This window comes from Ruminococcus sp. OA3 (assembly GCF_022440845.1).
Lineage (GTDB): Bacteria > Bacillota > Clostridia > Lachnospirales > Lachnospiraceae > Ruminococcus_G.
In genome coordinates this window covers 3157592-3183115 of sequence record NZ_JAKNTO010000001.1, presented here as the reverse complement: position 1 = coordinate 3183115, position 25524 = coordinate 3157592, and the positions used below count along the sequence as shown (strand labels likewise).

27 protein-coding genes and 1 tRNA gene are annotated in these 25524 nt (G+C 44.3%); 16 read left to right on the top strand and 12 right to left on the bottom strand.

Annotated elements, in window-relative coordinates; translation table 11 throughout:
• The first annotated feature begins 70 nt into the window (after window positions 1-70).
• The 7 genes from spoIVB to MCG98_RS14365 all read left to right on the top strand — a co-directional run bounded on the left by spoIVB (window position 71) and on the right by MCG98_RS14365 (window position 8522).
• Window positions 71-1273 (top strand): SpoIVB peptidase, encoded by a 1203-nt coding sequence (gene spoIVB / locus MCG98_RS14395; protein WP_240302612.1) that lies wholly within the window; start codon window positions 71-73, stop codon window positions 1271-1273.
• A gap of 244 nt (window positions 1274-1517) precedes the next feature.
• Complete coding sequence (spo0A, locus tag MCG98_RS14390) at window positions 1518-2315, top strand: sporulation transcription factor Spo0A (RefSeq protein ID WP_240302611.1); 798 nt, start codon at window positions 1518-1520, stop codon at window positions 2313-2315.
• 166 nt (window positions 2316-2481) lie between these two features.
• Window positions 2482-3924, top strand: a complete 1443-nt coding sequence (gene glgA / locus MCG98_RS14385; protein ID WP_240302610.1) for a glycogen synthase GlgA — start codon at window positions 2482-2484, stop codon at window positions 3922-3924.
• A 237-nt stretch (window positions 3925-4161) separates the two neighbouring features.
• Window positions 4162-5235 (top strand): recombinase RecA, encoded by a 1074-nt coding sequence (recA, locus tag MCG98_RS14380; protein ID WP_240302609.1) that lies wholly within the window; start codon window positions 4162-4164, stop codon window positions 5233-5235.
• The gene (locus MCG98_RS14375) at window positions 5232-5861 is read left to right on the top strand and encodes a regulatory protein RecX (protein ID WP_240302608.1); all 630 of its coding nucleotides are present in this window, start codon (window positions 5232-5234) and stop codon (window positions 5859-5861) included. Before recA ends, MCG98_RS14375 begins: the two co-directional genes overlap by 4 nt.
• 90 nt (window positions 5862-5951) lie before the next feature.
• On the top strand, window positions 5952-7511 hold the full coding sequence (gene rny / locus MCG98_RS14370; protein WP_240302607.1) for a ribonuclease Y: 1560 nt from the start codon (window positions 5952-5954) through the stop codon (window positions 7509-7511).
• Window positions 7512-8111: 600 nt separating this feature from the next.
• Entirely contained in the window at window positions 8112-8522 is a 411-nt protein-coding gene (locus tag MCG98_RS14365; RefSeq protein ID WP_240302606.1) for a hypothetical protein, read from the top strand.
• Between the two features lie 142 nt (window positions 8523-8664).
• Here MCG98_RS14365 and MCG98_RS14360 read toward each other — a convergent pair whose 3' ends face one another.
• A complete protein-coding gene (locus tag MCG98_RS14360) occupies window positions 8665-8898 on the bottom strand; it encodes a hypothetical protein (protein ID WP_240302605.1) in 234 nt (77 codons plus the stop codon).
• A 133-nt stretch (window positions 8899-9031) separates the two neighbouring features.
• Here MCG98_RS14360 and MCG98_RS14355 point away from each other — a divergent pair, with 133 nt between their 5' ends.
• Window positions 9032-9226 carry a helix-turn-helix transcriptional regulator gene (locus MCG98_RS14355; RefSeq protein WP_345891728.1) on the top strand — a complete coding sequence of 65 codons (195 nt, stop codon included), beginning with the start codon at window positions 9032-9034 and terminating at the stop codon, window positions 9224-9226.
• A gap of 86 nt (window positions 9227-9312) precedes the next feature.
• Here MCG98_RS14355 and MCG98_RS14350 read toward each other — a convergent pair whose 3' ends face one another.
• Window positions 9313-9942, bottom strand: coding sequence for a hypothetical protein (locus tag MCG98_RS14350; protein ID WP_240302603.1), 630 nt, complete (start codon window positions 9940-9942; stop codon window positions 9313-9315).
• Window positions 9943-10012: 70 nt separating this feature from the next.
• A complete protein-coding gene (locus MCG98_RS14345; RefSeq protein WP_240302602.1) occupies window positions 10013-10426 on the bottom strand; it encodes a hypothetical protein in 414 nt (137 codons plus the stop codon).
• 165 nt (window positions 10427-10591) lie between these two features.
• Here MCG98_RS14345 and MCG98_RS14340 point away from each other — a divergent pair, with 165 nt between their 5' ends.
• Window positions 10592-10837, top strand: a complete 246-nt coding sequence (locus tag MCG98_RS14340) for an HPr family phosphocarrier protein (protein ID WP_240302601.1) — start codon at window positions 10592-10594, stop codon at window positions 10835-10837.
• A 266-nt stretch (window positions 10838-11103) separates the two neighbouring features.
• Here MCG98_RS14340 and yaaA read toward each other — a convergent pair whose 3' ends face one another.
• Genes yaaA through pepV form a run of 4 tightly spaced genes read right to left on the bottom strand, consistent with a single transcriptional unit; the run spans window position 11104 to window position 14647 of the window.
• Complete coding sequence (yaaA, locus tag MCG98_RS14335) at window positions 11104-11823, bottom strand: peroxide stress protein YaaA (protein ID WP_345891727.1); 720 nt, start codon at window positions 11821-11823, stop codon at window positions 11104-11106.
• 26 nt (window positions 11824-11849) lie between these two features.
• Window positions 11850-12521, bottom strand: coding sequence for a TIGR01906 family membrane protein (locus tag MCG98_RS14330; RefSeq protein ID WP_240302599.1), 672 nt, complete (start codon window positions 12519-12521; stop codon window positions 11850-11852).
• A complete protein-coding gene (locus MCG98_RS14325) occupies window positions 12518-13183 on the bottom strand; it encodes a lysoplasmalogenase family protein (protein WP_240302598.1) in 666 nt (221 codons plus the stop codon). The genes MCG98_RS14330 and MCG98_RS14325 overlap by 4 nt, the downstream gene beginning before the upstream one ends.
• A 39-nt stretch (window positions 13184-13222) precedes the next feature.
• Complete coding sequence (pepV, locus tag MCG98_RS14320; protein WP_240302597.1) at window positions 13223-14647, bottom strand: dipeptidase PepV; 1425 nt, start codon at window positions 14645-14647, stop codon at window positions 13223-13225.
• 105 nt (window positions 14648-14752) lie between these two features.
• On the opposite strand from pepV, the gene MCG98_RS14315 reads away from it, so the two are divergent.
• Window positions 14753-15433: a DUF6198 family protein gene (locus MCG98_RS14315; protein ID WP_240302596.1), complete on the top strand. Its 681-nt coding sequence runs from the start codon at window positions 14753-14755 to the stop codon at window positions 15431-15433.
• A 40-nt stretch (window positions 15434-15473) separates the two neighbouring features.
• On the opposite strand, the gene MCG98_RS14310 is transcribed toward MCG98_RS14315, so the two are convergent.
• Entirely contained in the window at window positions 15474-15869 is a 396-nt protein-coding gene (locus MCG98_RS14310; RefSeq protein WP_240302595.1) for a desulfoferrodoxin family protein, read from the bottom strand.
• A 16-nt stretch (window positions 15870-15885) separates the two neighbouring features.
• Window positions 15886-16482: a rubrerythrin gene (gene rbr / locus MCG98_RS14305; RefSeq protein ID WP_028528106.1), complete on the bottom strand. Its 597-nt coding sequence runs from the start codon at window positions 16480-16482 to the stop codon at window positions 15886-15888.
• Between the two features lie 154 nt (window positions 16483-16636).
• Between rbr and MCG98_RS14300 the strand changes: the two genes are divergently transcribed.
• Both MCG98_RS14300 and MCG98_RS14295 read left to right on the top strand, forming a co-directional pair.
• Window positions 16637-17407, top strand: a complete 771-nt coding sequence (locus MCG98_RS14300) for an A24 family peptidase (RefSeq protein ID WP_240302594.1) — start codon at window positions 16637-16639, stop codon at window positions 17405-17407.
• A 75-nt stretch (window positions 17408-17482) separates the two neighbouring features.
• Entirely contained in the window at window positions 17483-17977 is a 495-nt protein-coding gene (locus MCG98_RS14295; RefSeq protein WP_240302593.1) for a heme-binding protein, read from the top strand.
• Between the two features lie 39 nt (window positions 17978-18016).
• Here MCG98_RS14295 and MCG98_RS14290 read toward each other — a convergent pair whose 3' ends face one another.
• A complete protein-coding gene (locus MCG98_RS14290) occupies window positions 18017-18931 on the bottom strand; it encodes an RluA family pseudouridine synthase (protein ID WP_240302592.1) in 915 nt (304 codons plus the stop codon).
• A 152-nt stretch (window positions 18932-19083) separates the two neighbouring features.
• On the opposite strand from MCG98_RS14290, the gene MCG98_RS14285 reads away from it, so the two are divergent.
• Window positions 19084-20151 (top strand): lactonase family protein, encoded by a 1068-nt coding sequence (locus tag MCG98_RS14285; RefSeq protein ID WP_240302591.1) that lies wholly within the window; start codon window positions 19084-19086, stop codon window positions 20149-20151.
• 75 nt (window positions 20152-20226) lie between these two features.
• Here the strand turns inward: MCG98_RS14285 and aroC are convergent, their stop codons facing one another.
• Window positions 20227-21330, bottom strand: a complete 1104-nt coding sequence (gene aroC, locus MCG98_RS14280; RefSeq protein WP_240302590.1) for a chorismate synthase — start codon at window positions 21328-21330, stop codon at window positions 20227-20229.
• A gap of 180 nt (window positions 21331-21510) precedes the next feature.
• Here aroC and MCG98_RS14275 point away from each other — a divergent pair, with 180 nt between their 5' ends.
• The 3 genes from MCG98_RS14275 to MCG98_RS14265 are packed head-to-tail and all read left to right on the top strand — an operon-like array spanning window position 21511 to window position 25100.
• Window positions 21511-22344: a hypothetical protein gene (locus tag MCG98_RS14275; protein ID WP_240302589.1), complete on the top strand. Its 834-nt coding sequence runs from the start codon at window positions 21511-21513 to the stop codon at window positions 22342-22344.
• A gap of 14 nt (window positions 22345-22358) precedes the next feature.
• Complete coding sequence (pyk, locus tag MCG98_RS14270) at window positions 22359-23795, top strand: pyruvate kinase (protein ID WP_240302588.1); 1437 nt, start codon at window positions 22359-22361, stop codon at window positions 23793-23795.
• Between the two features lie 27 nt (window positions 23796-23822).
• Window positions 23823-25100, top strand: a complete 1278-nt coding sequence (locus MCG98_RS14265; protein ID WP_240302587.1) for a diaminopimelate decarboxylase — start codon at window positions 23823-23825, stop codon at window positions 25098-25100.
• A 254-nt stretch (window positions 25101-25354) separates the two neighbouring features.
• On the opposite strand, the gene MCG98_RS14260 is transcribed toward MCG98_RS14265, so the two are convergent.
• A tRNA-Leu gene (locus MCG98_RS14260) sits at window positions 25355-25437 on the bottom strand.
• Window positions 25438-25524: the final 87 nt, after the last annotated feature.

Genomic DNA, 25524 nt, shown 5'->3' with positions numbered 1-25524 from the left:
CATACTAAAAAAGGATATACAACACGGTATATCCTTTTTTGCAGCTTTTAAAAGAAAAGGATGTGATGAAGTGAGCAACAGTCAGAAATATAGAAGATTTTTGTGGGTGATGCTTTGCCTGTCACTGATGTTGTGTGCCGGTTACTTCTATTATACGGTGCAGTCATCCATACCGGATGAGATCAGCGTCTATGAGGGACAGGAAGAGCAGCTGGATGAAATATTTCCATCGACATTTGTCACATATGATGATAGCCTGGAGGTTGTGGGAAGCGATTCATACCGAATTACCTGCCGGTTATTCGGAGTCGTGCCGGTTAAGACGGTAACGGTACAGAATGTTGCACAGCGGACAGTCTGTGTCAGCGGAGATACCATCGGCCTGTATATGGAGACCGACGGAGTCATGATCATTGATACCGGGGAAGTAGATGCGCAGGATGCAATGCTTAACGATCCGGCCAAAAATATAGCGAAAGCCGGAGACTATATTATGGAAGTAAATGGTAAAAAACTGGAAGATAAACAGGAATTAATGCAGATGGTGGAAGATAGCCAGGGAGATGAAATGCAGCTGCTGGTGAAAAGAGGGGAAGAAGAAATCATGCTGGCGCTGCAGCCTGTTCTGACAACTGATGGCTCCTATAAACTGGGCATCTGGGTAAGGGATAATATTCAGGGTATCGGAACACTGACATATATGGAGGAAGATGGTACGTATGGGGCACTTGGCCATGGCATCAGTGATATGGATACCGGGGAGCTATTGAGTCTGGAACAGGGTGAGCTGTACAGCGCAAAGATTCTTTCCATATCTAAAGGTGTCAAGGGAAATCCGGGTGAATTAAAAGGTGTTATCACTTATCAGGAGACAGAAAAGCTTGGAGATATCACTGATAATCAGGCGAACGGCATCAGCGGGACGCTGAATGATAACGGGAGACAGCGTCTGTCACTGACACCGAAAGAAATTGGACTGAAACAGGAAATCCAGGAAGGACCAGCCAGCATCCTGAGCAATGTTGACGGTACTGTGGAAGAGTATGGGATTGAAATTTCGGATATCGATTATAATGAAAAAAACACAAATAAAAGTTTTGTCATTCATGTGACCGATCAGCGACTGCTCGGTGCCACCGGCGGGATCGTCCAGGGTATGAGCGGAAGCCCGATTCTGCAGAATGGCAAACTAATCGGAGCTGTGACACATGTATTTATCAAGGATCCATCCCGGGGATTTGGGATTTTTATCGAAAATATGCTAAAAGACTGATTTACGGCATTATATATTAAAATCCGATAATTCCCTTCTTTAGCAGTCAAAACAGGAGTGTATTTTCCAGCGTCTGGCTTTTTTCGGCAATTCTCTCATGGAAAGTGTCGAACGAAACTTACCAATTTATGGCAGTTTAACTTGATTTGGTAAGGAAACATCTCTATAATTGAGTCATGGCAGAGAAAAAAAGTATCTGTTAGGGGCGCCCTGCCGAGAAAAGTAAATGTGCAGGAGGAGAGATATGGAAAAGTTAAATATTGCCATTGCAGATGATAATGAGCGGATCGTGAATCTGCTGGGGGAGATCATAAAAGAAGACAGTGATCTGGAACTGGTAGGTCAGGCAGACAACGGTAATGATATCTACAATATCATTAAGGAAAAGGAACCGGATGTGGTATTATTAGATATTATTATGCCGAAGGTTGACGGACTTACTGTAATGGAAAAAGTGAATCAGGACAATTCAATGAAAAAGCATCCTGCTTTTATTGTGGTATCCGCTGTAGGGCAGGAAAGAATTACAGAAGATGCTTTTAATCTGGGTGCGTATTATTACATTATGAAACCGTTTGACAATGATATGATTATCAATCGGATCAAACATGTAAGAAATCAGGCGATGAGCAGAATACGAGATATCAGGAAGATGAGTACCTGTGACAACAAGAACGAATATATGGAAAAAAATCTGGAAGTGGATGTAACCAATATTATCCATGAAATTGGTGTTCCGGCGCATATTAAGGGATACCAGTATCTGAGAGATGCGATTATTATGTCTGTGCAGGACATGGATATGCTGAATTCCATCACAAAGATCCTGTATCCGACAATTGCCAAAAAACATCAGACGACGCCGAGCCGTGTAGAACGTGCGATTCGTCACGCAATTGAAGTCGCATGGAGCAGAGGAAAGATGGATACTATCGATGAACTGTTCGGGTACACCGTGAGCACGGGAAAAGGAAAACCGACAAATTCCGAATTTATTGCACTAATTGCTGATAAAATAAGACTGGAATACAAAAATATTTAGTGGAATCGTATATTAAGCTTTCCTTAATATTAAAAATACGATATAATGAGTGTTAGTGAGGAAAGCGTGCTTGCACGTTTGACGAACGGCGAATGTCGATCATGAATTGAAGATTCATGATATAATATTCATAGAATGTCGCATCTAATATTAGGGAGGTTCTAACATGAAAAATGTATTGTTCGTTGCGTCGGAAGCTGTACCGTTTATAAAAACAGGAGGACTTGCGGATGTAGTAGGTTCCCTGCCGAAATATTTTGATAATGAGAAATACGATGTACGTGTGATTATTCCTAAGTATTCCTGTATGAAAGAGGAGTTCAAAGGAAAACTTAAGTTTGTGACCAGTTTCTATCTGGACCTGAACTGGAGACAGCAGTATGTCGGAATCCTGGAGACAGAGTATGAAGGGATTAAATTTTATTTTATCGATAATGAAGAACACTTCAGCGGGGATAAACCGTATTCCGGAATGCCATGGGATCTCGAGAAATATGCATTTTTTTCAAAAGCAGCGTTATCTATGCTTCCTGTCATAGGTTTCCGCCCGGACATCATTCATTGCCACGACTGGCAGACGGGGCTTGTGCCTGTTTATCTGAAAGAACGTTTTCAGGGCAATGATTTCTATTGGGGAATAAAATCGGTTATGACGATACATAACCTGAAATTTCAGGGGGTATGGGATCTTCGGACGGTTAAAAATATTACCGGCCTTTCGGATTATTACTTTACGCCGGATAAGCTGGAGCATAACCGGGATGCAAATTATTTAAAAGGCGGGATTGTTTACGCAGACGCTATCACGACCGTGAGCGAGACATATGCGGAAGAAATAAAAGTACCTTTTTATGGTGAAGGGCTGGACGGTCTGATGAGGGCAAGAAGTAACAGCCTGAGAGGAATTGTCAACGGTATTGACTACGATGAATATAACCCGGAGACAGATCCAGCCATTTTCAAACATTATAACGCAAAGAATTTCAGAAAAGAAAAGATAAAAAATAAAACAGCCTTACAGGAGGAACTGGGCCTGGAAGTGAACCCGAAGATTATGATGATCGGGATGTGTTCACGGCTTACGGATCAGAAAGGACTTGACCTCGTATCGTATGTGATGGATGAATTATGCCAGGATGCGATACAACTGGTGGTTCTTGGCACCGGAGACGCCCAGTATGAAAATATGTTCCGGCATCTTGCATGGAAATATGGCAACAAGGTTTCAGCGAATATCTATTATTCAGAGCCTATGTCACATAAAGTCTATGCTTCCAGCGATGCATTTTTGATGCCTTCGCTGTTTGAACCGTGTGGTTTGAGCCAATTAATGAGCCTTCGTTACGGTACGGTACCGATTGTTCGCGAAACAGGAGGATTGAAGGATACTGTACAGCCTTATAACGAGTTTGAAAGCACTGGAACAGGATTTAGTTTTACAAATTACAACGCGCATGAAATGTTAAATACGATTCGCTATGCGGAACGTGTTTACTATGATAAAAAGAGGGAGTGGAATAAAATAATTGACCGGGGGATGGCACAAGACTTTTCCTGGAATCATTCAGCAGCAAAATATGAAGAAATGTATCATTGGCTGGCACCGTAAGTGTCAGTGGCAGACCGCATCAGAGATGGTGTGGTCTTTCTTCATTTACAGAAAATCACACTGCTCTGCTTGCATGGGATGCCTGTGTTTAGTATACTGGTATCAGCATTCAAATCTCATGATTTCTGAAGTCCGGAAAACTCCCATGGCACAAAATGATATTGACAAAACGGAAAATATGTACTACTATATTAAACAGGAAGCGAACATAAGTTCGCATCATAACTGGAGGTAAGCATGGTAAAAGAAGATAAATTAAAAGCATTGGACGCTGCACTCGTACAGATAGAAAAAAATTACGGAAAAGGTGCGGTGATGAAACTGGGAGACTCAGGCATCAATATGAATGTGGAGACGATACCAACAGGTTCACTGAGCCTTGATGTGGCACTGGGGCTTGGCGGCATACCAAAAGGACGCGTGGTGGAGATCTACGGGCCGGAATCCAGCGGTAAGACTACCGTTGCACTCCATATGGTGGCTGAAGTACAAAAAAGAGGCGGGATCGCAGGCTTTATTGACGCAGAGCACGCACTTGACCCGGTATATGCGAAAAATATTGGAGTTGATATTGACAACCTTTATATCTCGCAGCCGGACAGCGGTGAACAGGCGCTTGAGATCACAGAGACGATGGTGCGTTCAGGTGCGGTAGATATTGTGATCGTGGATTCTGTCGCGGCCCTCGTTCCGAGAGCTGAGATTGACGGTGAGATGGGGGATTCTCATGTGGGTCTTCAGGCCCGTCTGATGTCACAGGCACTCAGAAAATTGACTTCCGTTATCGGAAAATCAGGATGTGTTGTTATTTTTATTAATCAGCTGCGCGAGAAGGTCGGAGTAATGTACGGCAGTCCGGAAGTCACCACAGGCGGACGTGCGCTGAAGTTCTATTCCTCCATCCGTATGGATGTGCGCCGGATAGAAGCGATCAAACAGAGCGGTGAGGTCATCGGAAACCGTACGCGTATCAAAGTCGTTAAGAATAAAATTGCCCCTCCGTTTAAAGAGGCTGAATTTGATATTATGTTTGGAAAAGGAATCTCCAGGGAGGCGGATATCCTGGAACTGGCTGCAAGCAGCGGAGTAATCCAGAAGAGCGGTGCATGGTTTGCCTACGATAATGCAAAGATCGGGCAGGGGCGTGAAAATGCGAAGACCTATCTGACGGAACATCCGGAGGTCATGCAGGAAGTGGAGCAGAAGGTAAGAGAGTACTATGGCCTGAATGGCTCAGAAACATCAGAGACACCTCAGGAATCGAAAACACCGGAGACCGGAAAGGCAACTGCCGGGATTGAGACAGAATGACAGTTACAGATATCCGACCCGTGACGAAGCGGAAATACCGTGTGGAAATTGAAGGACAGCTTGCTTTTATTCTGTATAAAGGCGAGCTGTCTCGTTACCGTATTGTCTGCGGTGAGGAGATACGGGAACAGGATTTTTCGGAGATTATGAATGAGGTTCTGCCGCTTCGCGCCAAACGATATGCGATGAATCTTCTGGTTAAGATGGACCGGACCGAGCAGGAGATCAGAGAAAAGCTGAAAAAGAGCGGATACCCGGCGGAAGTGGCCCGGAAAGCGGTTGACTATGTAAAATCTTACGGTTACATAGATGATGAGCGATACGCCGTTCATTATTTTGAACGCTATAAGGACAGTTTAAGTGTCAGGCAGATTTCATGGAAACTGAGACAGAAGGGTGTCGATGCGGGACTTATCGAAAAAGCGGCAGAAAAGGCAGAGCCGGACGATCATGAACAGGTCATCCGTGCGCTGGTCGAAAAGCGATTGAGGAACAGAGCCGAAGTAACAGAGAAAGATATCAGGAAACTGGAAGCTTATCTGGCAAGGCGGGGATTCTACGGGGAAGAGATCTGGAAGGTCTTAAAAGACTGCCGGTTTAGCGCGGGGGAAAAAACGATAGAATAAATCAGCCGCCGTGCTTGACATAATTACCAAAATAATATAAAATTGAAGTGTTGTATTTGTACAATGAAAACTAAATAAGGAGGTGCTCCTGTGGGAACAATTATTATCAGTGTAATTGTTGCTATAGTAATCACGCTGCTTATTGCGGTTCCTATTACTTGCAAGGTTGCGGTTTCCAACAAGGTGAAGCAAGATGCCGAAAAAGTTGGTACAGCAGAAGAAAAGGCAAGAAGCATAATAGATGAGGCATTAAAAACGGCTGAGACTAAAAAACGCGAAGCCCTTTTGGAAGCTAAGGAAGAATCTCTCAGAACGAGAAACGAACTGGAGAAAGAAACCAAAGAACGAAGAGCCGAACTGCAAAAGTATGAAAAGCGCGTCCTGTCAAAAGAGGAATCTGTTGACAGAAAATCTGACGCACTCGAACGGCGTGAAGCAGAATACGCAAACAAGGAAGAGCAATTAAGAAAGAAAGAAAAGAAAGTCGACGAATTACATGCACAGGGAGTACAGGAACTGGAACGAATTTCAGGTCTTACCTCCGAACAGGCAAAAGATTATCTTTTAAAAGCTGTTGAAGATGAAGTGAAAATTGACACGGCCAAGCTCTACAAGGAACTGGAGAGCAAAGCAAAAGAAGAAGCCAACAGAAAAGCGAAAGACTACGTGGTGACAGCGATTCAGAAATGTGCTGTTGATCATGTGGCAGAATCTACCATATCAGTAGTTCAGCTCCCCAACGATGAGATGAAAGGTCGTATCATCGGAAGGGAAGGACGTAATATCCGTACACTGGAAACATTGACAGGTATTGATCTGATCATTGATGATACTCCGGAAGCGGTTGTATTGTCAGGCTTTGATCCGATCAGACGAGAAGTCGCACGTATTGCGCTGGAGAAATTGATAGTCGATGGCCGTATCCATCCTGCGAGAATCGAAGAAATGGTTGAGAAAGCCCGCAAAGAGGTAGAGACCATGATCCGCGAGGAGGGAGAAGCTGCTACCCTGGAAGTGGGAGTTCACGGTATTCATCCGGAATTGATTCGCTTGCTGGGAAGGATGCAATTCCGTTCAAGTTATGGACAAAATGCATTGAAGCATTCCATCGAAGTCGCACAGCTCGCCGGGCTGTTAGCGGCAGAAGTTGGAGCGGACATACGTACTGCAAAACGTGCAGGGTTATTACATGACATAGGAAAATCCATCGACCATGAAGTGGAAGGATCCCATATTCAGATTGGTGTTGATTTATGTAGAAAATACAAAGAATCCTCGCTTATCATCAATGCGGTAGAGGCACACCACGGAGACGTGGAGCCGGAATCATTGATCGCATGTCTTGTTCAGGCTGCAGATGCAATCTCAGCAGCAAGACCGGGAGCGAGAAGGGAAACATTGGAAACATATACCAACAGATTGAAACAGCTTGAAGATATCACAAACTCCTTCAAAGGGGTAGACAAGTCTTTTGCCATTCAGGCAGGACGAGAAGTTCGGGTGATGGTATTGCCAGATCACGTAAATGATACGGATATGGTATTACTTGCCAGGGATATTTCTAAACAGATTGAGTCTGAGCTGGAATATCCGGGACAGATCAAAGTGAATGTAATAAGAGAAAGCCGCGTTGTCGACTACGCGAAATAAAATTTCAGGCAATTTAAAAGAATCCTCAAACCACGTAAATAAGCTGATTGTTAAAGTTTATAGGGGTTTGAGGATTTTTTGGTTTCGTTATATCTTCATGTAAATTCATGCAAATTTATGCTTCTATGGTGTACATTGTGGAGTGAAGAGAAAAAAATCGTGGTGTAAAAGAGACTGTTTCAGATTCTGTGTAAATGCAATAAAACTGACATAAGAAATGTTGATAGTTACGTTGGGCAAAGCCGATTTTTCGGGCTTTGCCCTTTGTTTGTATTATAGCTCCATTATAGAGCATGTCAATAAAGCCGATGATGCAGTGCTGCACTTCAGTATTCGGAAACACCGCTTCAATGGCTTGCGGAAAACCAGTCAGACCATCCATATTTGTCATAGATTATGGAGTAAAGTGTAAAATTTACATGTATACATTTTCCAGACATTGAGAGCAAATAGTAATTTTAATAATTAAATTCAACCAATAATGTAAAAGAATATTGATACTATATGGTAATTATGAAATAATAATTTTTATAAAACACAGTAAGGAGGTAAGTCCGATGGTTTAGACAAAATAAGAAAACAAGATAAGGAAGTGTTGTTATGATAAATAAAAAGAAAAGATTCTTACTATTCTCCATAGTACTTAATATTATCCTATTTGGTATAATTGTTTATAATGGTGTGAAAATACACTATTATAATTATACCAGTGATATAACAAGTAATGTTGATTGTAATATAGTACAGAAAAATCAGGACGAAATTATTTTTAAAAGGCTTTTATCAACGGATGAATATGGAGAAAATGTATATTTTGTGGCAACTCATAAATTTATATATGAATTTGATGTAATTACAGCAGACAAAGACATTAATTTAGATGAAAAAATATGTATTGTTGTACAGTATAATACATCGGCGGATGTCAAAAAAAAGAATGGTGATACATATATTTACATTCGGGGATTAGTTGATGTTAAAGATTCAAAGTACCCAGGAACATCCTTATAAATCAATTGTTAAATATAAAGATAAATCAAGAGTTTTGATTACGATTAAGGACTGGAATTTCCAATTCAATGGAGTTCCAGTCCTTTCTGATGTCGAATTCAAATTTGTAATTACTGAGATCTTCCTTCGTGTTCCTTTTATCCTACGTGATTTCTGAATGTCTGCGCAACTCTGCCATCACCTTCTGATATGTTCCTGCCTTTAAGGAGTCAAACCTGTCGTTTCCTGACAGGTTTGTGATAAAGTCTGGAAAGACCCTCAAAAAAGAGGTCATTTCTGCTTCGTCAATGTTTTTAAGATAGGAAATGAAGAATTCAATATCATCTGCCAATAGAAAGTTTTTGAGTATAGTATTAATATTTGTTAATTTTTTCAATATTTTCGCCTTTCAATGCCGTTGTATTTTATACTGCTTAGTAACTATTTGGTTACCATTATGAATACATTATGACACCAAATGGTAACATAATCAAGAGGTGATCATTTTGTATTTTGAACGACTTGAAAATATGCGAGTAGATCGCGACTTAACACAACAAAAAATAGCAGATGTCCTCAATTGTCATAGAATTGTATATCACAGATATGAAAAAGGAATACGCGAAATACCAGTGTGGGCATTGATACAACTGGCGGAGTATTACGACTGTACCGTAGATTATCTGCTGGGTATATCAAATTCTAAACGTCACTTTGGAGAATGAAACTGTAGTACAGATGAATAACGAGATAGAACAGGCATACCAGAAATCATATTCGATATGCTTTTAGTTGCATGCGCCAAGGTAAATCAACTTTTCTTCGTAAGTCCGCTGTCCAGCGCTTTGTATAAAAATCTGGCAGCGTAAGATGAATAGGGGCTCCATTTCCTGCACCGTTCCTTAACGTCTTTCGGACTGCATTCCTGCGTGTGATAAAGCCAGCAGTAAGACTGTAAAAACGCACCGTCCTCGAACGGTAATATATCAGATCGGTCCAGAACAAAGATCAGATACATTTTTGCTGTCCACATACCGATTCCTTTTATTGAGGTCAGCGTCTTGATAACCGCCTCATCTGTCAGAGTGGAGAGTTTGTCCAGATCGAGATCGCGTGAGATCACAGCCTGCGTTAGTTCTGATATTGTATTGGATTTTCTGTATGAAATTCCAATTTTTCTTAGCTGTTCGGCATCAATATTACACATAATTTCCGGTGATACGCTCCCACACATATCAATGACTCTCCGGAATAACACATCCGCTACTTTGTTTGACAGCATTTGACCGATAATCGTACTGACGAGAAATGAGTAACCGTCTTCATAAGGCTGATATTTAATTTCACCGATCAGATCAATCAGTCTGTAAAGGCTGCTGTCCTTTTGAGCGAGATACTGTATTGCCGGTGTTTGCCGGTTCATGACGATAAGTTTTTCCATAGAAGACCTCCCATTTCAGATTGTCTGTTTCACTCATTTGACACGGTTGGCTATACACATCATTTTAATATCAGTATGGTGGATTCAGTACTATATTACTGTAAGCAAGTTGTGTTTCGATGGTGTTGTCCTGGTAATATACTGTGATGATATTTTCAGTCTGGTATCTGCCTTTGAGGGTTGGAACGTGATACGTTACTTCATACAGTGTTTGACTGTTCGTTTCTGAAAAATTCCATGTCTCCTGTAATACCCACCCCGAAGTATCGGTTGGCTGGCAGCGAAGCCTGCACTCAACAGTGATTCTTTTTACCGGTTTTGTATATTCCACGACGGAAACCTCCGCACGCAGTTTGACACCATCGTGAAGGAGGCGTTCCTGATGTTCAAAACTGGCAGCTGCAAATACAGATGTTGTTATACTTAACGCCATAGCAAGGGTGAGTAGGGTACATAATAATTTCCTGAAATAAGATTTTTTCATAGTAACTCCTTACCCGATGTGTATAGCCGTTAATCATATTATACCATAGATATTTGCATCTGGTCTGTATAACTTTTGCCTTCCGGTCAATGCTTAAAAATAAGAAACGTCTCCGAACCATTCTCTGACGGGGGCGTATGATAATGACGTATGGAGGTGATAGATATGCCCAAATATTCAATTGGCTTTCACAATACAAAAGAAATGTTGGATTTTGTAAATCTGGCAAATAAATTTGAGGGAGAGATCGACTTAAAAAGCGGCGTTCAGGTGGTAGATGGAAAATCACTGATGGGAGTACTTGCAATTGCAGAGAGAGACAGAATGGAAATGACGATCTACGGAGAAGATTCCCAGGCACTGCTTGGAGAAATGAGAAATATAGCTGATATCAGAGAGATTGGGTTTTAGGCAGCAAGGTTTTTAGAAAGCTGAAAACGGTAATATGGATAAACACATCTGAGAGAAGTAACAGGTGTGTTTTTCTATTGTTGTAAAACTGCAGACTGATAAAAAGCAGAAAATAAATATTTGTGCTATCATTATCTGAAATAATAAACTGAAATCAGAAAGGGGAGAACCAGGTGAAATAGGAACATATCATAAATGCTTGCAGTGGGAAATATGTTGATGTATTGACAGGACGAAATAAGTTCCATGCTAAAATGAGGCTCCCGTCAATCAGAAGTCCGGACAAATACATATCTTTCACCGGAAGATAAAGATGGCTGGAACCTATAATTAAGACCATGGAAATTTTTGATGCCGTCGGGACTGGTAATATTATTTTCAGCCAGAAAACGGATCATCTCACCGCGGGCCATCTTAGCCAGGGTTCCCTTTGTGATCAGCCGTCCATTCACCGTCTCTTTGAAATCACAGGTAATACAGGAGATTTGTCCGGGCAAGTGGGGAATTACAGCTTTGCTGTATTCGTGAGAGGCGAGGTTTAATATCAGATCATCGTCTGCGCATATGGTTTCTGCTATAGAACTCCCCCAGTATTCATACAGGTTTGCACTGTGTTCGACAGCAAGAGGCGCCTGCATCTCAAGCCGGTATGGTACAACCCCGTCAAATGGCTTTAAAACACCGTAAAATCCGGACAGGATGCGCAGGTTATGTATTACGTACTCCCATTGGCTCACGGTAAATACTTGTGGAGCCATATACTGATACTGAAGACCTTCATATGTCAGAAGTGCGGGGGAGAGACTTTTGTACAGATTCATTGTCTGGTGCCGTTCATAATTGTTCAGAGCCAGTTTCCGGCTGCAGTGCCAGAGTTTTTCCAGTTGTTCCAAGGTCATTTCCTTCATAACATGGCAGATTCGAGAGGTTTTATCAAGCAGTGCAGGCTGTGTGAGTATTCCTTCAAAATCCCGGGTGATATTCATTTTTTTGGCAGGAGATAGGATGATCTTCATTCGTAAGAACCTTTCCGTTGTTGTTTTCGTTTTCTGACTGACAGGATAAGAAAAAACATACTGAAAATCAGAAGAATTGCTACGATCAGTGCAGCGCAGTTAAAGAAAAACTGTTCCGGCATGATTTTGATGATTTCATCTGTTCCCGAATCCAGAATCCAGTTATCTTTCCCGGGGAAGAGCAGCATGTGGAATACACGAAAAAAGGAGTCGAATGATGTAAGCCCCCAGACTGTGATCGTTATCAGCAGTGTGATATTCAGAATACCGCTGTAGAACAGAGGATGCAGCTGACAGAAACGGTGCATCCTGATTTTCTTCCGGGATTCCAGGATAAGCAGGATCAGCAGCAGCAGGATGGAGATTCCCAGAATCATAAAATCCAGATAAAATAATTTCTGACAGTCTTCGAAATGGGCACGCCCGGATGTGGACCATGCCAGACTTCCGGTACTGAATTCACCGCCGAACAGAAGATAGTCAAGAACGGAATCATATGCATGCCGGATCGTATCGTAGGAATAGCCACTGCTCTCCATGATGCCCAGCAGTCCTATCTGAAGATAATAAAACGGGCGAAAAAGGATTGGAACGGCAATGGCAAAAGCAAGAGAACCGAGAAAACCAGTCAATGTCGTCAGCAGGGAGTATATTTTTGTACGTATCATAAAGTCCTCCTCATTGGTAAGAAAATACAGCAGGATAACGTTATCAGGACTTGTGACGGCAGATAAAACAGCCACATCCCGAAGCCGGCAAAATTCTGTATCGTGTGTATTCCGAAGGTTATATTGTGGACGGCAACACAGATATCGCAACATAAAAACAACCATAAGCCAATACAGAACAGCCGTTGTGAGAGTCCAAAACCTGTAAACGATATGCTTCGCACTGCATTTATGATAAGATTGACGCCGTAAAATGAAGCAGCAGCCGTCAGAAGTGTCAGGCCATTCAGGACATACAGGAACAAAAAGCAGAGCACAGGCAGCAGTATACGAAGCAGCCACTCAAGCTGAGAAGGTTTCTGATTCCAATTGTGAAGCCTGATCCCATATAATACCTGAACCACACAGAACAGCAGAACACCAGCCGTATACCAGCGGCCGATCACGAGCAGAAATAAATCTGCACCTGCAGTGAAAAGCAGCGCGGTAAAGATCAGCAGACTGTCATCGGTATGCCTGCACACCAGCAGAAAAATAAGGCAGAGCAGAACACCGGCATATTTAATCAAAGTGCTGTCCCCGGTGCCCGTAAGATCCATGAACAGAAAGCAGAGATAGAGTAGCGTTTCCAGGGACAGATATATCAAGATTTGTCTTTTCAAAATTACCTCCTGCAAGTAGAAATAGGTTTTATTCTTTGCTTACCGGGACAGTCTGCAAATTGCATCTGCATACATGTGGGCTGCCAGCATCAGATGGTCGATTGAGACACACTCATCTGTCTGGTGGCACAGGTCCGGTTCACCTGGAAACAGTGGGCCAAACGCAAGAGTGTTGGGTATGGCACGTGCATACGTGGCGCCGGCGGTCGCAGCAGGCGGTGTCCTGGTATCGCCCGTATGCCGGCGATATACATCCATCAGAACTGTAACCAGAGGATCGTCGGCAGCGGCATAGAGGGGAGGCAGATGATCCAGACGGGTTACGGATAATCCTGCATGCGAGGCGACCTCCTCCAGTGGCGTATAAATTATATTTTCATCCACAGTAACAGGGTACCTGATATTCAGGGTCAGCCGAAAACAGGAATCAGTCCATTCGATCATTCCGACATTCAGCACCAGTTTTCCTGAGACTTCATCAGAAAATCCACAGCCAATGCGCTCACCGTGAAGATCGAAACCGATATGCTCATTGTAAAACTGAATCATTTCCGAAACTTCACGGTGAAAAAAGGCAAGTCCTGACAGTATGTCAAAACCTGTACTGATGGCATTTAATCCTTTGTCCGGAGTGGCCCCGTGAGCGGCCTTTCCCCTGACTGTTATCGAGATGGATGTTTTGGCTGCGGCAATCGTAAAATATTTATCCGGATGAGCATTTTTCCAGGCGGTGAGATATTCCGTGACATAAGCTGTATGACTGCCGCATTCTATGGTTATGGAAGCGGTGTCTGCAGTCACGTTGGGAGCACTGCCTCCCGTAAATGACAACAGCTGTATCTGATCGGGGTTCCGGTCTGCAGTGGGAGGCCTGTGGAAAGCTTTGTCGAGACTGCACACGAGAAGCCCCATCTCCGCGTGGATGACCGGGAAATCGGCATCAGGGGAGAAGCCGCAGACAGGAGCACGCTCTTGTTTCAGATAGTATTCCATACCCTTCCAGTCAGTCTCTTCATCGCATCCGATGATGAGTCTGATCGTTTTTGCTGGTGAGAACCCACAGTCTCTGAGCGCTTTCATTGCGTAGTAACAGGCCAGCAGAGGGCCCTTGTCATCGATGACTCCGCGTCCGAAAATGCAGCCGCAGCGGATAGCCGGAGCAAAGGGAGGGGTGGTCCACTCAGATAAATCACCTTCCGGGACGACATCGAGATGTCCCGCAATACCGACAATCTCATCAGTTAGTCCGGGGAATTCAATATGACCTCCATATCCATCCGTGTCTCTGACAGAGAAGCCATCGTCTCTGGCAAGATCCAGGATATAGGTAAGTGCTTCCCGTACGCCGGTTCCAAAGGGGGCATTTGGGGCGGCAGGACCTTCCACGCTTCGGATACTTACAAATTCTTTTAATGTTTTCAATAACACAGGTTTGAGTGATTCAAGTTTTTCCGTGAAAATCATACGCACCTCGTTTGGGTTTTCTTCTATTGTAACATGAAAGTTTTCCATTGCAAGAAAAAGGAATCGCTGATACAATGAAAGCAGTATAAGGGGGGAAGACATCCTATGAAAAGACTGATCATTTATCTGGCGGGGCTGTTTATTATGGCATTCGGTGTATCTGCTTCAATTGTGTCGAATCTTGGAGTATCTCCGATAGATACCATACCGTATGTCACGAGTGAAATATTGAAGATTGATATGGGGATCTGTACCACTGTTATTTTTACCTGTTATGTGCTGCTTCAGATTTTGCTTCTGGGCAGACAGTTTCCAAAGAGGAATATACTTCAGATTGTAGTATCGGCAGTTTCAGGAGGGTTTATCAGCATTACAAACCGACTGGCGGCTGTGATCCTTCCTGAAGCTTCCGGATATGGAATGCAGTTGTTTTACGTTGTTCTCAGTATGGCACTTTTGGGATTTGGCATATTCCTGTACGTGGAGACGGATATTATGTCGCTGCCTGCAGAGGGTGTTGCCCAGGCGCTGGCGATCCGGACGAAACGCCCGATGTCCACGATGAAAATTTTTTTCGACTGGTCTGTCGTAGCAGTTTCTGCGATCTTATCAATCTGCTTTTTGAAAGAATTCAGGGGAATTCGGGAGGGAACACTGATCGCCGCGTTTGGTGTCGGACTGTTCATCAAACTGTATACACGTTGTTTCCAAAAACCGCTGCAGAGATTTCTTGGAAAAGAAATACACAGCGCTCAGCCGGACCCGGAGATTTCTCAGCCGGACTAAAAGATATATCGCCCGCAGTTTAAAATTGCGGGCGATATTTTTATTTGTATTCAGTTTTCCAGAAGCCATGGAGATTACAGTATGCATATGCCGCCGCCGGTTCGTCATTTTCGTTTAATACGAATTCGGCGACTGGTTCACACAGTCCGTCCAGATAAACGCGCTGACAGCATCCGGCTTTTGTAAACAGATAGACCCACGCAATGCTGTGTTCCTCAGTCATCGGATGAAAGACGCTTCCGACTTTTACAGTCACATGCTGACCGTTCACTTCGATGACCGGCAGATGCTTTTCAGCAGCTCCCTCAGAAGTGTTGGGCACGAGTTCTTCCAGAGAGTTGCAGTCACAGGACAGTGCCTGATCACCGCATCCAAGGATCGCGTCAAAAATTACGGTTTTCTCTTTGTTCATAAAGAATTTTGGTTCTTTTACCATCGTTTTTACCTCCTGTTCAGTTTTCAAATGGTGCCAGTTCCAGGCGGATGTAATATCCCTTGTCATGGTGGCAGACAGGACACTGTTCCGGAACTTCTGTGCCGTAATAAATATTACCGCATTCGAGGCACATCCACGCTGTTTCCGCCTCAGCGACAAAGAGTTTGCCCTGTTCCAGCATATCGGCAAAACGTCCGAACCGGTCTCCGTGTGTTTTTTCGATGTTTGCGATCATACGGAAAGATCCGGCCACATTCTGAAATCCCTCTTCCTGAGCTGTTTCGGCAAAGTGTTTATAGACATCATCATGCTCTTCATATTCATTGTGCTGTGCATAGCGCAGCAGCTGTGCAACATCGGAAGCGATATCTACCGGATATGCACCGTCGATGGAAATGGATTCTCCTGCCAGCTCAGTCAGATGCTTGTAAAATATTTCTGCATGCTCCTTTTCCTGATCAGCGGTAAATGTAAAAATTGCCTCAATGACATGCAGGTGCTCTTTTTTTGCCTGAGATGCAGCCATCGTATAACGGTTCCTGGCCTGACTTTCACCGGCAAATGCACGCATCAGGTTATCTTTTGTCACACTGTTTTTAAAATCTACTGCCATATTTATACCAATCCTTTCTTGAACGATATCCTAAGTATTACCGGAGAAATGAAAAATTATCCAGAAAAAAACAGAAACAAATGACGATGTTGTCTTGAAGAAATTCCGCTAAATTGATATAATTTAATAAATAGTATGAAGGAATGAAAAAGGTATGATGATTTTTCTGGAATTGCTGGGAATATTCTTAATATTTACTGCGGGATCATGTTTTTATTCTTTCCTGAACGTTGTGATATACCGGCTTCCGAGGGGGATTTCGATATTAAGGGAGCATAACCAGTGCATGGTCTGCGGACATGTATTGACGATGTATGATATGATTCCGGTCGTCAGCTGGCTCCGGCTTGGCGGAAGATGCCGATATTGTGACACGGTCATACCGATTCGATATTCAAGGGTTGAACTGCTGGGCGGTATCACTGCATTGGCCAGTGTCTGCCGCATGGGCTGGACGTTTCGTGCCTGCCTGATGTTTGTCTTTCTGGCACTTATTACGGTGACAGGGCTCACAGAGTGGGACACCGGAAAAATTCCGGCTGTATTGCTGAAGCTGATTACAGTCCCTGCCGTCCTTCAGCTTCTTTTTTTGAATCAGCCGCCGTACTTGGAATATGCAGTGGGTTGTCTCTGCATAAGTCTGCCGCTGTACGGTGTCAAATTCAGAATTCCATCGGCATTTACGATGGATGAGATTTTTCTGATGGCTGTCTGCGGCATGTTTAACGGGTGGAAAGTAATGCTGTTATCTTTTACGTTTGCAGTATTTTGCGGCGGAATTTATGCATTAAAAAAACTGCTGGGTGACGATGAACGGAATGATAAAAATTTTTTATATGGACCGTTTCTGTGTATTGGCGTGTATTTTGGTCAGATGTTCGGGGAGCCCCTGATCAGAGGATATCTCAGTTTTTTTGGCTTATGAAGGATGATTTGTAAAATACCCGGATTTGCAGTATAATAGAGTAAAATTTGTTGGACATGACAGGAGGGATTTCATATGACGATTAATGAAGTGATTGAAGTGCTTGAAATGCAGGAAGAGATTCTTCAGTTTTCTCATTTTACGAATGCAGATGCGTGGACGCTGGGCAATATGCTCGTGGCAGAGGCGCAGAGAAGAGGGGTGTTTCCTGCGATCAGTATTCGGCTGAACAATGGATTTACCGTGTTTCAATATGCATTTGACGGTACAAACCTGTGCAATGAAATGTGGCTGTCTAAGAAACAAAAAACGGTTATGATGACAGAGCGGAGCAGCCTGCATCTGGCGATGGTGCTCAGAGAATCCGGTGAGACCTTGGAAGAGAGATTCCCGGACTGCAAAGATTTTGCAGCAAGCGGAGGTGGATTTCCGATACGGATCGAGGAAGTGGGTGTGATAGGAACCATTCTTGTATCCGGCATGGACCCGGTGTCAGAACATGACCTGATCATTAAATGTGTAAGTAAATATCTGCATATTGATGAAGTGCCGCGCATTCGTGCGGTTTAGAATACCGCTGTGCGGCAGGACGGGGCAGAGTGCGTCATCTTATTTTGACGGCTCTGCCCTGCCTTCGTGAAGGCGGATGTATTCCTGCATATCCCGGGGAAGAGGGGCATGAAATAAAAGTTCACGGCCTGTGATTGGGTGTATGAACTGCAGAGTATGGGAGTGCAGTGCCTGACGTGGAAGGGAGGTATCCTGCGGATTGTAAAGAAAGTCCCCGAGCAGCGGGTGCCCGATATGTTTCATGTGCACCCGGATCTGGTGTGTGCGTCCTGTTTCCAGATGCAGTTCAACGAGTGCAGAAGATAATAGCTGTCTGCAAACGTGATAGTGCGTGACAGCCGCTGCACCGTCCCCGCTGACGCATCGTTCCAGCACGGAATCGGGGACGCGCGCGATCGGTGCGTTGATCGTGCCGGAATCCGGTTCCGGGTTGCCCCTGACGAGAGCCAGGTAAGTGCGGGAGATGCCGCGCTCTTTCATTTGCCGGGAGAGAATGGCAGCGCTCAGCATGTTTTTGGCGAGGATTAAAAGCCCCGTTGTATCACGGTCCAGCCGGTTCATACAGCGGAAGACGAATGGGAGATTCTGACATTGGTAGTAATATGCAACGGCGTTTGCAAGGGTATTTTCATAGTTGCCTGAAGAAGGATGCACCGGCATGTCTGCCGGTTTATTCAGTATAATCAGATCGTCATCCTCATAGACGACTGACAGCGGAAGGTCTGAGGGCGGTATCTTTTCAGATGAATATTCCTCGATGATCTGTACAGTCAGGATTTCTCCTGTGGATAACCGGTGAGAAGTCAAAACTTTCCGGCCGTCGATGTGTATGCCAAGGGGAGTCTGTTTAAGACGGATGATAATATGGCGGGAATATCCTCTGGACTGCAGATATTCACCGACGGACATACCGGCATCGGCTGCAGTAATATGATAAGTCAGTATTCGGTTCATGACGGACCCTCTTTCGTGATGTGATGATATGTATTATAAACAAAGAGGAGAAAGTGTCAAGAAAATCTGCTGAATCTTTTGGTGTACAGAAAGAAAAAAGCATGATAAAATAATCCATATACAGGAAAAAGTTTGAAAGGACGGGCTTTTGCATGAACCAGGAAAAATATGTAGCGTATGTGGGTACTTATACACACGGAAGCAGTATCGGCATCCATCTGTATGACGTCGATGTGGAAGAGGGAACGCTCACGGAACGTAAAGTAGTTCCGGTTAACAATTCTTCCTATCTGGCGCGTTCGAAAAACGGAAAATACCTTTATTCGATTGCGGATGAAGGAGTCGCGGTTTTCGCGATTCATCCGGACGGAGATTTGGAATATATTAATAAAGTTGACATTGACGGTATGAGAGGGTGTTATCTCTCGGTTGATGTCACCGGAAAATATTTGTTTGTGGCGGGATATCACGATGGTAAGGTGACGGTGGTGCATACACACCGCGACGGAAGGCTGGGGAGTGTCATGGACGGCATCTTTCACAAGGGAACCGGCAGTGTGGCAGAACGGAGTTTCCGCCCGCATGTAAGCTGTGTCGTTCCGACCCCGGATGACAATTATGTGTGTGCGGTTGACAATGGAATCGACCAGGTGAAGGTATACGGAATAGATAAAAGAAAAGACAAGCTGAACCTGCAGGATATTATCAGATGCCGCAGAGAATCCGGTCCGAGAGAAATGAAATTTTCTAACAACGGTAAATTTGCTTATCTTGTCTATGAACTGAGCAATGATATCGACGTGTTTTCTTACCATGAGGGCAGTAAGGGACCGGTATTTGAAAAGATTCAGAATATCAGTATTCTGGATACGGAACTTGATCCGATGCATGACGCCGCGGAGGCTCTTGCAATCTCGCCTGACGGCAATTACCTGTTTGCGTCGACAGCGGGGGATAATTCCATTACGATGTTTAAAATCGACCAGGAGACGGGCATGCTGAGCAGCCAGTTCTCACTTCCGATCAGCGGAGAATATCCAAAAAGTATGCGTCTGTTCCCGGATGGAAAGCATATCGCTATCGTAAATCATGAGTCGGACAGCATTACGACATTTACCATTGACTATGAAAGAAAACTTTTGATGATGAAAGGAAAACCTATGAAGGTGGAGACGCCGAACTGTATACTGATAGAGAAAGTAGGACAGCAGTTTGAATAGATGAGGGAAATGAAAGCCGGGCGAAGAAGAGGGCAGCAGTGCTCTGACTCTGCCCGGTTTTCGGCGTTTTAATATTTATGATTCGGATTTCCAGATGAGCTTAAGATGTTCCATGCGTGCTCCCATGCCGCACAGCAGAGCATCGACCAGTGTTATGGCCGTCATGGACTCTACGACGACGACTGCGCGTGGGACGATGATGGGATCATGGCGTCCTTTAATGTTGATATCTATCGATTCGCCCTGACGGTTAACCGTCTGCTGGGTGGAAAAAATGGAAGGGGTTGGTTTGAAAGCCGCACGTATTATGATATCACTTCCGTCGCTGATACCTCCGAGGATACCACCGGAATGGTTTGTTGATTTGCCGATATGTCCATCCGCGCTGCAGCAGAATCCGTCGTTGTTGATAAGCCCGGTTGCTGTTGCTGCGGCAAACCCGTCACCGATCTCAACTGCTTTTACGGCCCCGATGGAAAAGACTGCCTTGCCAAGGTTGGCATCCAGCTTCTCAAATACCGGAGTTCCTGCACCCGCAGGAAAATGGCTGACGATGCATTCAACGACACCTCCGGATGAATCGTGATGCTTCATGCAGTCATCGAGATATGCCTGTGCCCTTTCACTGGCATCTGTGTCCGGCATGTACAGCGGGTTATCGGCGATCAGTTCCGGGTGGAAGTGTTCGGCAGTGACCGGACCAATTGCTTTGGTGTAAGTACAGATGGAAACGCCGAGGCTGTTCAGGATTTTTACGGCGATAGCGCCGGCAGCGACACGGCCGATCGTCTCACGGCCGGAAGATCGTCCTCCTCCGCGGTAGTCCCGGAAGCCATATTTCTGATCGAAGGTATAATCTGCGTGTCCGGGGCGATAATAAGAAGCGATCTCCCCATAGTCGCCGGAACGCTGGCTGGTATTGCGGACGACCATGGAAATCGGTGTCCCGGTGGTCCGGCCTTCAAAAATACCGGAGAGGATTTCAACCTCGTCTGCTTCTTTTCTGGGTGTTGCATATTTATTCTGACCCGGCTTTCTGCGGTTTAAAAATGCCTGGATATCTGACTCCTGAAGTAAAAGGCCTGACGGACATCCGTCTACGACGACGCCGACGCCCTTTCCATGAGATTCGCCCCATGTGGTAACGGTAAAAAGTGTACCGAATGATGATCCTGCCATACTGTTATCCTTTCTGTTTTCTGTCATTAGTACCAGTTTGTATTATAGCTGACCAAAAGACGTTTGTAAATGTAAATAAGCTGTAAACACGAGCAAAAAAATTGACAAAGGGTGGGGCACAGCGTATAATAAAATCTGATTTTCTATTGATATGGAACTAAAAATTAAAGAGGAGATCTTATGAACTGGATCAACAAAATGGAACGGAAATTTGGAAAATATGCAATTCCAAACCTGACACTGTATATTATCATAACGTATGTTGTCGGATATCTGTTGATGTACCTGGCGCCAAATGTGATGAACTACTGTCTGCTGGAGCCTGGACTGATTTTACGGGGACAGGTGTGGAGGATTGTAAGCTGGCTTTTGATACCTCCCGGCAATCTTGATATCTTTACGATTATCATGTTGTTTTTTTACTATTCCATCGGTACGACGCTGGAAAAGACCTGGGGGGCTTTCCGCTACAACTTTTACATTTTTGGCGGAATCATTCTGACCGTAATCGGATCATTTATCATGTATTTTGTTCTGGGAGGAGAAACCCTTCTTATAATGCGGGGTGGTTTTTTCAGCACGTATTATATTTCACTCTCAATTTTCCTGGGTTTTGCGGCGACCTATCCGGATATGCAGGTACTTTTGTACTTTATCATTCCGATCAAGATCAAATGGCTGGCATGGCTGGATGTGATCTTTCTTGCATGGCAGATGTTCCAAAGCGGGTGGACGACACGTGTGGCTATCATATGTAGTCTGATGAATTTTATTATTTATTTTTTTGCCACCAGGAACCTGGCACGCTATTCACCGCATGAGGTAAAACGTAAACGGACGTACGCCAAAGCAGTACACAAGAGTCAGAATCCGAACGTCACAAAGCATAAGTGTGCGGTCTGCGGAAGAACGGAAAAAGACGGGGATGATCTCGAATTTCGTTTTTGTTCAAAATGCAGGGGCAATTATGAGTATTGCCAGGATCATTTATTTACACATAAACATATACAATAAGGAGTTAAACAAATATGAAAAAAACAAAAATAGTCTGTACTATGGGCCCGAATACTGATAAACGTGAAATGATGAAACAGCTGATTGAGGCGGGAATGGATATCGCCAGATTCAATTTTTCACACGGGTCTCATGAGGAGCAGAAAGCCCGCATGGACATGCTGAAGGAAGTCCGTGCGGAGATGAAAAAACCGATTGCGATCCTGCTGGACACGAAAGGACCCGAGATCAGGACGGGACTGCTCGAGGAACATACGCCGGTAACTCTGAATACCGGAGATACCTTTACGCTCACGACAAATAAAATCTCCGGGAATAAAGATATCTGCTATCAGACTTATGAAGGCCTTCCGATGGACGTAAAGCGTGGCGCACGTATTCTTGTGGATGACGGGCTGATCGAGCTGAAGGTGGAATCCACAACGCATACGGATGTTGTATGTACCGTTGTAAACGGCGGAGAACTCGGGGAACGAAAAGGCATCAACATTCCGGGAACCAGTACAAACCTGCCGAATATTACGGAACAGGATATAAAAGATATCCTGTTTGGGATTGAGCAGGGTGTTGATTTCATTGCTGCATCGTTTGTACGAAATGCGGATGCGATCAAAGAGATCCGAAGTCTGCTGAAGGAGCACGGCGGTGAGCATATTGATATCATTGCCAAGATCGAGAGTATTGAAGGTGTAGCGAATATTGACCGTATTATTCAGCATTCAGACGGTATCATGGTTGCCAGAGGTGACCTTGGGGTGGAAATTCCGGCATGGGAAGTACCGCATATTCAGAAAGAAATCATCAGAAAATGCAATGAGCGTTATAAACCGGTAATCACCGCGACGCAGATGCTGGATTCCATGATACGAAATCCGCGTCCGACAAGAGCTGAAGTGACGGATGTTGCGAATGCGATTTATGACGGAACAGATGCAATCATGCTTTCAGGAGAAACGGCAGTTGGCAAATATCCGATCGAATCCGTACATATGATGGTGGAGATCGCGAATTCAACAGAGCCATACATTGACTATGAACATTTTCTGGATTACCGTGCACTGCGCGGGAACAGCAATGTATCCAGCACTGTCGGTGTGGCAGCGGTACAGTCCAGTATTTATCTGCACGCAAAGTGTATCGTGACACCTACTGTATCGGGCCAGACGGCACGCCTGATTTCCAATTTCCGGCCGAAAGTGCCGATTTATGCGGTGACACCGAATGACTGGGTACAGCGTAAGATGCAGATTTTCTGGGGTGTAAGGCCGCTCAGCGGATATGAAGAAGACAGTACGGAAAATATTATATCTCATGCGATGTACGTCGTGGAACGTGAAAAGTTTATAAAAACCGGGGATCTTGTTGTATTTACGGCGGGGGATCCGGCAACTAATATTGTAACGGGTGAAGGTGCCGTGACGAACATGCTGCATATTATCCAGGCTAAATAAGGAGTGACTAATGAGGAGGAATATGAAATGACCAAGAAACCATTTGTGACAAAACAAAAGCTGGAAGAGATCCGACAGACAATACCGACTCCTTTTCATTTGTATGATGAGAAAGGAATTCGTGAAAATGCCCAGGCACTGAAGGAGGCATTTGCATGGAATAAGGGATACCGCGAATATTATGCGGTAAAAGCCTGCCCGAATCCGTTTCTGATCGATATTCTGCGGGAATACGACTGTGGCTGTGACTGTTCTTCCATGACAGAGCTGATGCTCTCGGATGCACTGGGCTGCAGCGGGGATGATATCATGTTCTCCTCAAATGCAACACCGGCTTCTGAATATCAATATGCCAATAAGATTAATGCCATCATTAATCTGGATGACATTACACATATTGATTTTCTGGAAAAATCAATCGGATATATCCCGAAAAAGATCAGCTGCCGCTACAATCCCGGCGGACTGTTCAAAATCAGTAATGATATCATGGATAATCCTGGTGATGCGAAATACGGTATGACGACGGATCAGCTGTTTGAAGCATTTAAAATTTTAAAAGAAAAGGGCGCGGAAGAATTCGGAATTCATGCGTTTTTAGCCAGCAATACTGTCACAAATGAGTATTATCCGATGCTGGCAAAAGTATTGTTTGAAGTGGCTGTCCGTCTGAAAGAAGAGACAGGTGCAGATATTCGCTTTATCAATCTTTCGGGAGGAATTGGTATTCCTTACCGTCCTGACCAGGAGCCAAATGATATCCGGTTGATCGGAGAAGGTGTGCGAAAAGTCTACGAAGAAATTCTGGTGCCTGCAGGAATGGGGGATGTTGCGCTGTATACTGAGCTTGGACGGTTTATGACAGGACCGTATGGCTGTCTTGTCACAGAGGCCATTCATGAAAAACATACACATAAAGAGTATATCGGCTGCGATGCCTGCGCGGTAAACCTCATGCGGCCGGCAATGTACGGCGCATATCATCATATCACGGTGATGGGAAAAGAGGATGCCCCATGTGACCATATGTATGATGTAACCGGGTCACTCTGTGAGAATAATGATAAATTTGCAGTGGACAGGATGCTTCCGAAGATTGATATGGGAGATCTTCTGGTTATCCATGACACGGGAGCCCATGGATTTGCAATGGGATATAACTATAATGGGAAATTGAAATCAGCCGAGGTGCTGCTGAAAGAAGACGGAAGTTTTGAAATGATCCGGCGTGCGGAGACACCGAGAGATTATTTTGCTACCTTTGACTGCTTTCCGATCTATAAGAAGATATTTGAAACCGAGTAACAATCAGAGGGGTGTCGGTTAATACCAGGTTTTAACCAGTTCACCCCTGAATTAGAACATTCCCACCTGAACCAATGTTATGACGGCATTGAGATTTCCGGTGGGAATGTTTTTGTCTCTCGCTTTTTCCGAAACTCCTTATCGATTCAGGTAACTGTACGATGTTCTCATTACCGGACAGAATTGTTTCCATGCATAAGCCGCTTCAGGACAAAAAAAGATCCGGTATCTCTTAGAAATACTGGATCTGATACTGCCGGCGGTGGGACTTGAACCCACACGTGGTTACCCACAACAGATTTTGAGTCTGCCTCGTCTGCCATTCCGACACGCCGGCCTGCTTTACACGCAGACATTATAATACCATGTCTGTATGTAAAGCGCAAGTAATATTTCCACAAAATTCATTGTTTGTTTCACAGTT

What these genes read in the sequence shown, in the direction of transcription:
- spo0A (WP_240302611.1), top strand. Translation starts at nt 1,518, where the DNA reads ATGGAAAAGTTAAATATTGCCATTGCAGATGATAATGAGCGGATCGTG.
- glgA (WP_240302610.1), top strand. Translation starts at nt 2,482, where the DNA reads ATGAAAAATGTATTGTTCGTTGCGTCGGAAGCTGTACCGTTTATAAAA.
- recA (WP_240302609.1), top strand. Translation starts at nt 4,162, where the DNA reads ATGGTAAAAGAAGATAAATTAAAAGCATTGGACGCTGCACTCGTACAG.
- MCG98_RS14375 (WP_240302608.1), top strand. Translation starts at nt 5,232, where the DNA reads ATGACAGTTACAGATATCCGACCCGTGACGAAGCGGAAATACCGTGTG.
- MCG98_RS14365 (WP_240302606.1), top strand. Translation starts at nt 8,112, where the DNA reads ATGATAAATAAAAAGAAAAGATTCTTACTATTCTCCATAGTACTTAAT.
- MCG98_RS14355 (WP_345891728.1), top strand. Translation starts at nt 9,032, where the DNA reads ATGCGAGTAGATCGCGACTTAACACAACAAAAAATAGCAGATGTCCTC.
- MCG98_RS14350 (WP_240302603.1), bottom strand. Translation starts at nt 9,942, where the DNA reads ATGGAAAAACTTATCGTCATGAACCGGCAAACACCGGCAATACAGTAT.
- MCG98_RS14345 (WP_240302602.1), bottom strand. Translation starts at nt 10,426, where the DNA reads ATGAAAAAATCTTATTTCAGGAAATTATTATGTACCCTACTCACCCTT.
- MCG98_RS14340 (WP_240302601.1), top strand. Translation starts at nt 10,592, where the DNA reads ATGCCCAAATATTCAATTGGCTTTCACAATACAAAAGAAATGTTGGAT.
- yaaA (WP_345891727.1), bottom strand. Translation starts at nt 11,823, where the DNA reads ATGAATATCACCCGGGATTTTGAAGGAATACTCACACAGCCTGCACTG.
- MCG98_RS14330 (WP_240302599.1), bottom strand. Translation starts at nt 12,521, where the DNA reads ATGATACGTACAAAAATATACTCCCTGCTGACGACATTGACTGGTTTT.
- pepV (WP_240302597.1), bottom strand. Translation starts at nt 14,647, where the DNA reads ATGATTTTCACGGAAAAACTTGAATCACTCAAACCTGTGTTATTGAAA.
- MCG98_RS14315 (WP_240302596.1), top strand. Translation starts at nt 14,753, where the DNA reads ATGAAAAGACTGATCATTTATCTGGCGGGGCTGTTTATTATGGCATTC.
- MCG98_RS14310 (WP_240302595.1), bottom strand. Translation starts at nt 15,869, where the DNA reads ATGGTAAAAGAACCAAAATTCTTTATGAACAAAGAGAAAACCGTAATT.
- rbr (WP_028528106.1), bottom strand. Translation starts at nt 16,482, where the DNA reads ATGGCAGTAGATTTTAAAAACAGTGTGACAAAAGATAACCTGATGCGT.
- MCG98_RS14300 (WP_240302594.1), top strand. Translation starts at nt 16,637, where the DNA reads ATGATGATTTTTCTGGAATTGCTGGGAATATTCTTAATATTTACTGCG.
- MCG98_RS14295 (WP_240302593.1), top strand. Translation starts at nt 17,483, where the DNA reads ATGACGATTAATGAAGTGATTGAAGTGCTTGAAATGCAGGAAGAGATT.
- MCG98_RS14290 (WP_240302592.1), bottom strand. Translation starts at nt 18,931, where the DNA reads ATGAACCGAATACTGACTTATCATATTACTGCAGCCGATGCCGGTATG.
- MCG98_RS14285 (WP_240302591.1), top strand. Translation starts at nt 19,084, where the DNA reads ATGAACCAGGAAAAATATGTAGCGTATGTGGGTACTTATACACACGGA.
- aroC (WP_240302590.1), bottom strand. Translation starts at nt 21,330, where the DNA reads ATGGCAGGATCATCATTCGGTACACTTTTTACCGTTACCACATGGGGC.
- MCG98_RS14275 (WP_240302589.1), top strand. Translation starts at nt 21,511, where the DNA reads ATGAACTGGATCAACAAAATGGAACGGAAATTTGGAAAATATGCAATT.
- pyk (WP_240302588.1), top strand. Translation starts at nt 22,359, where the DNA reads ATGAAAAAAACAAAAATAGTCTGTACTATGGGCCCGAATACTGATAAA.
- MCG98_RS14265 (WP_240302587.1), top strand. Translation starts at nt 23,823, where the DNA reads ATGACCAAGAAACCATTTGTGACAAAACAAAAGCTGGAAGAGATCCGA.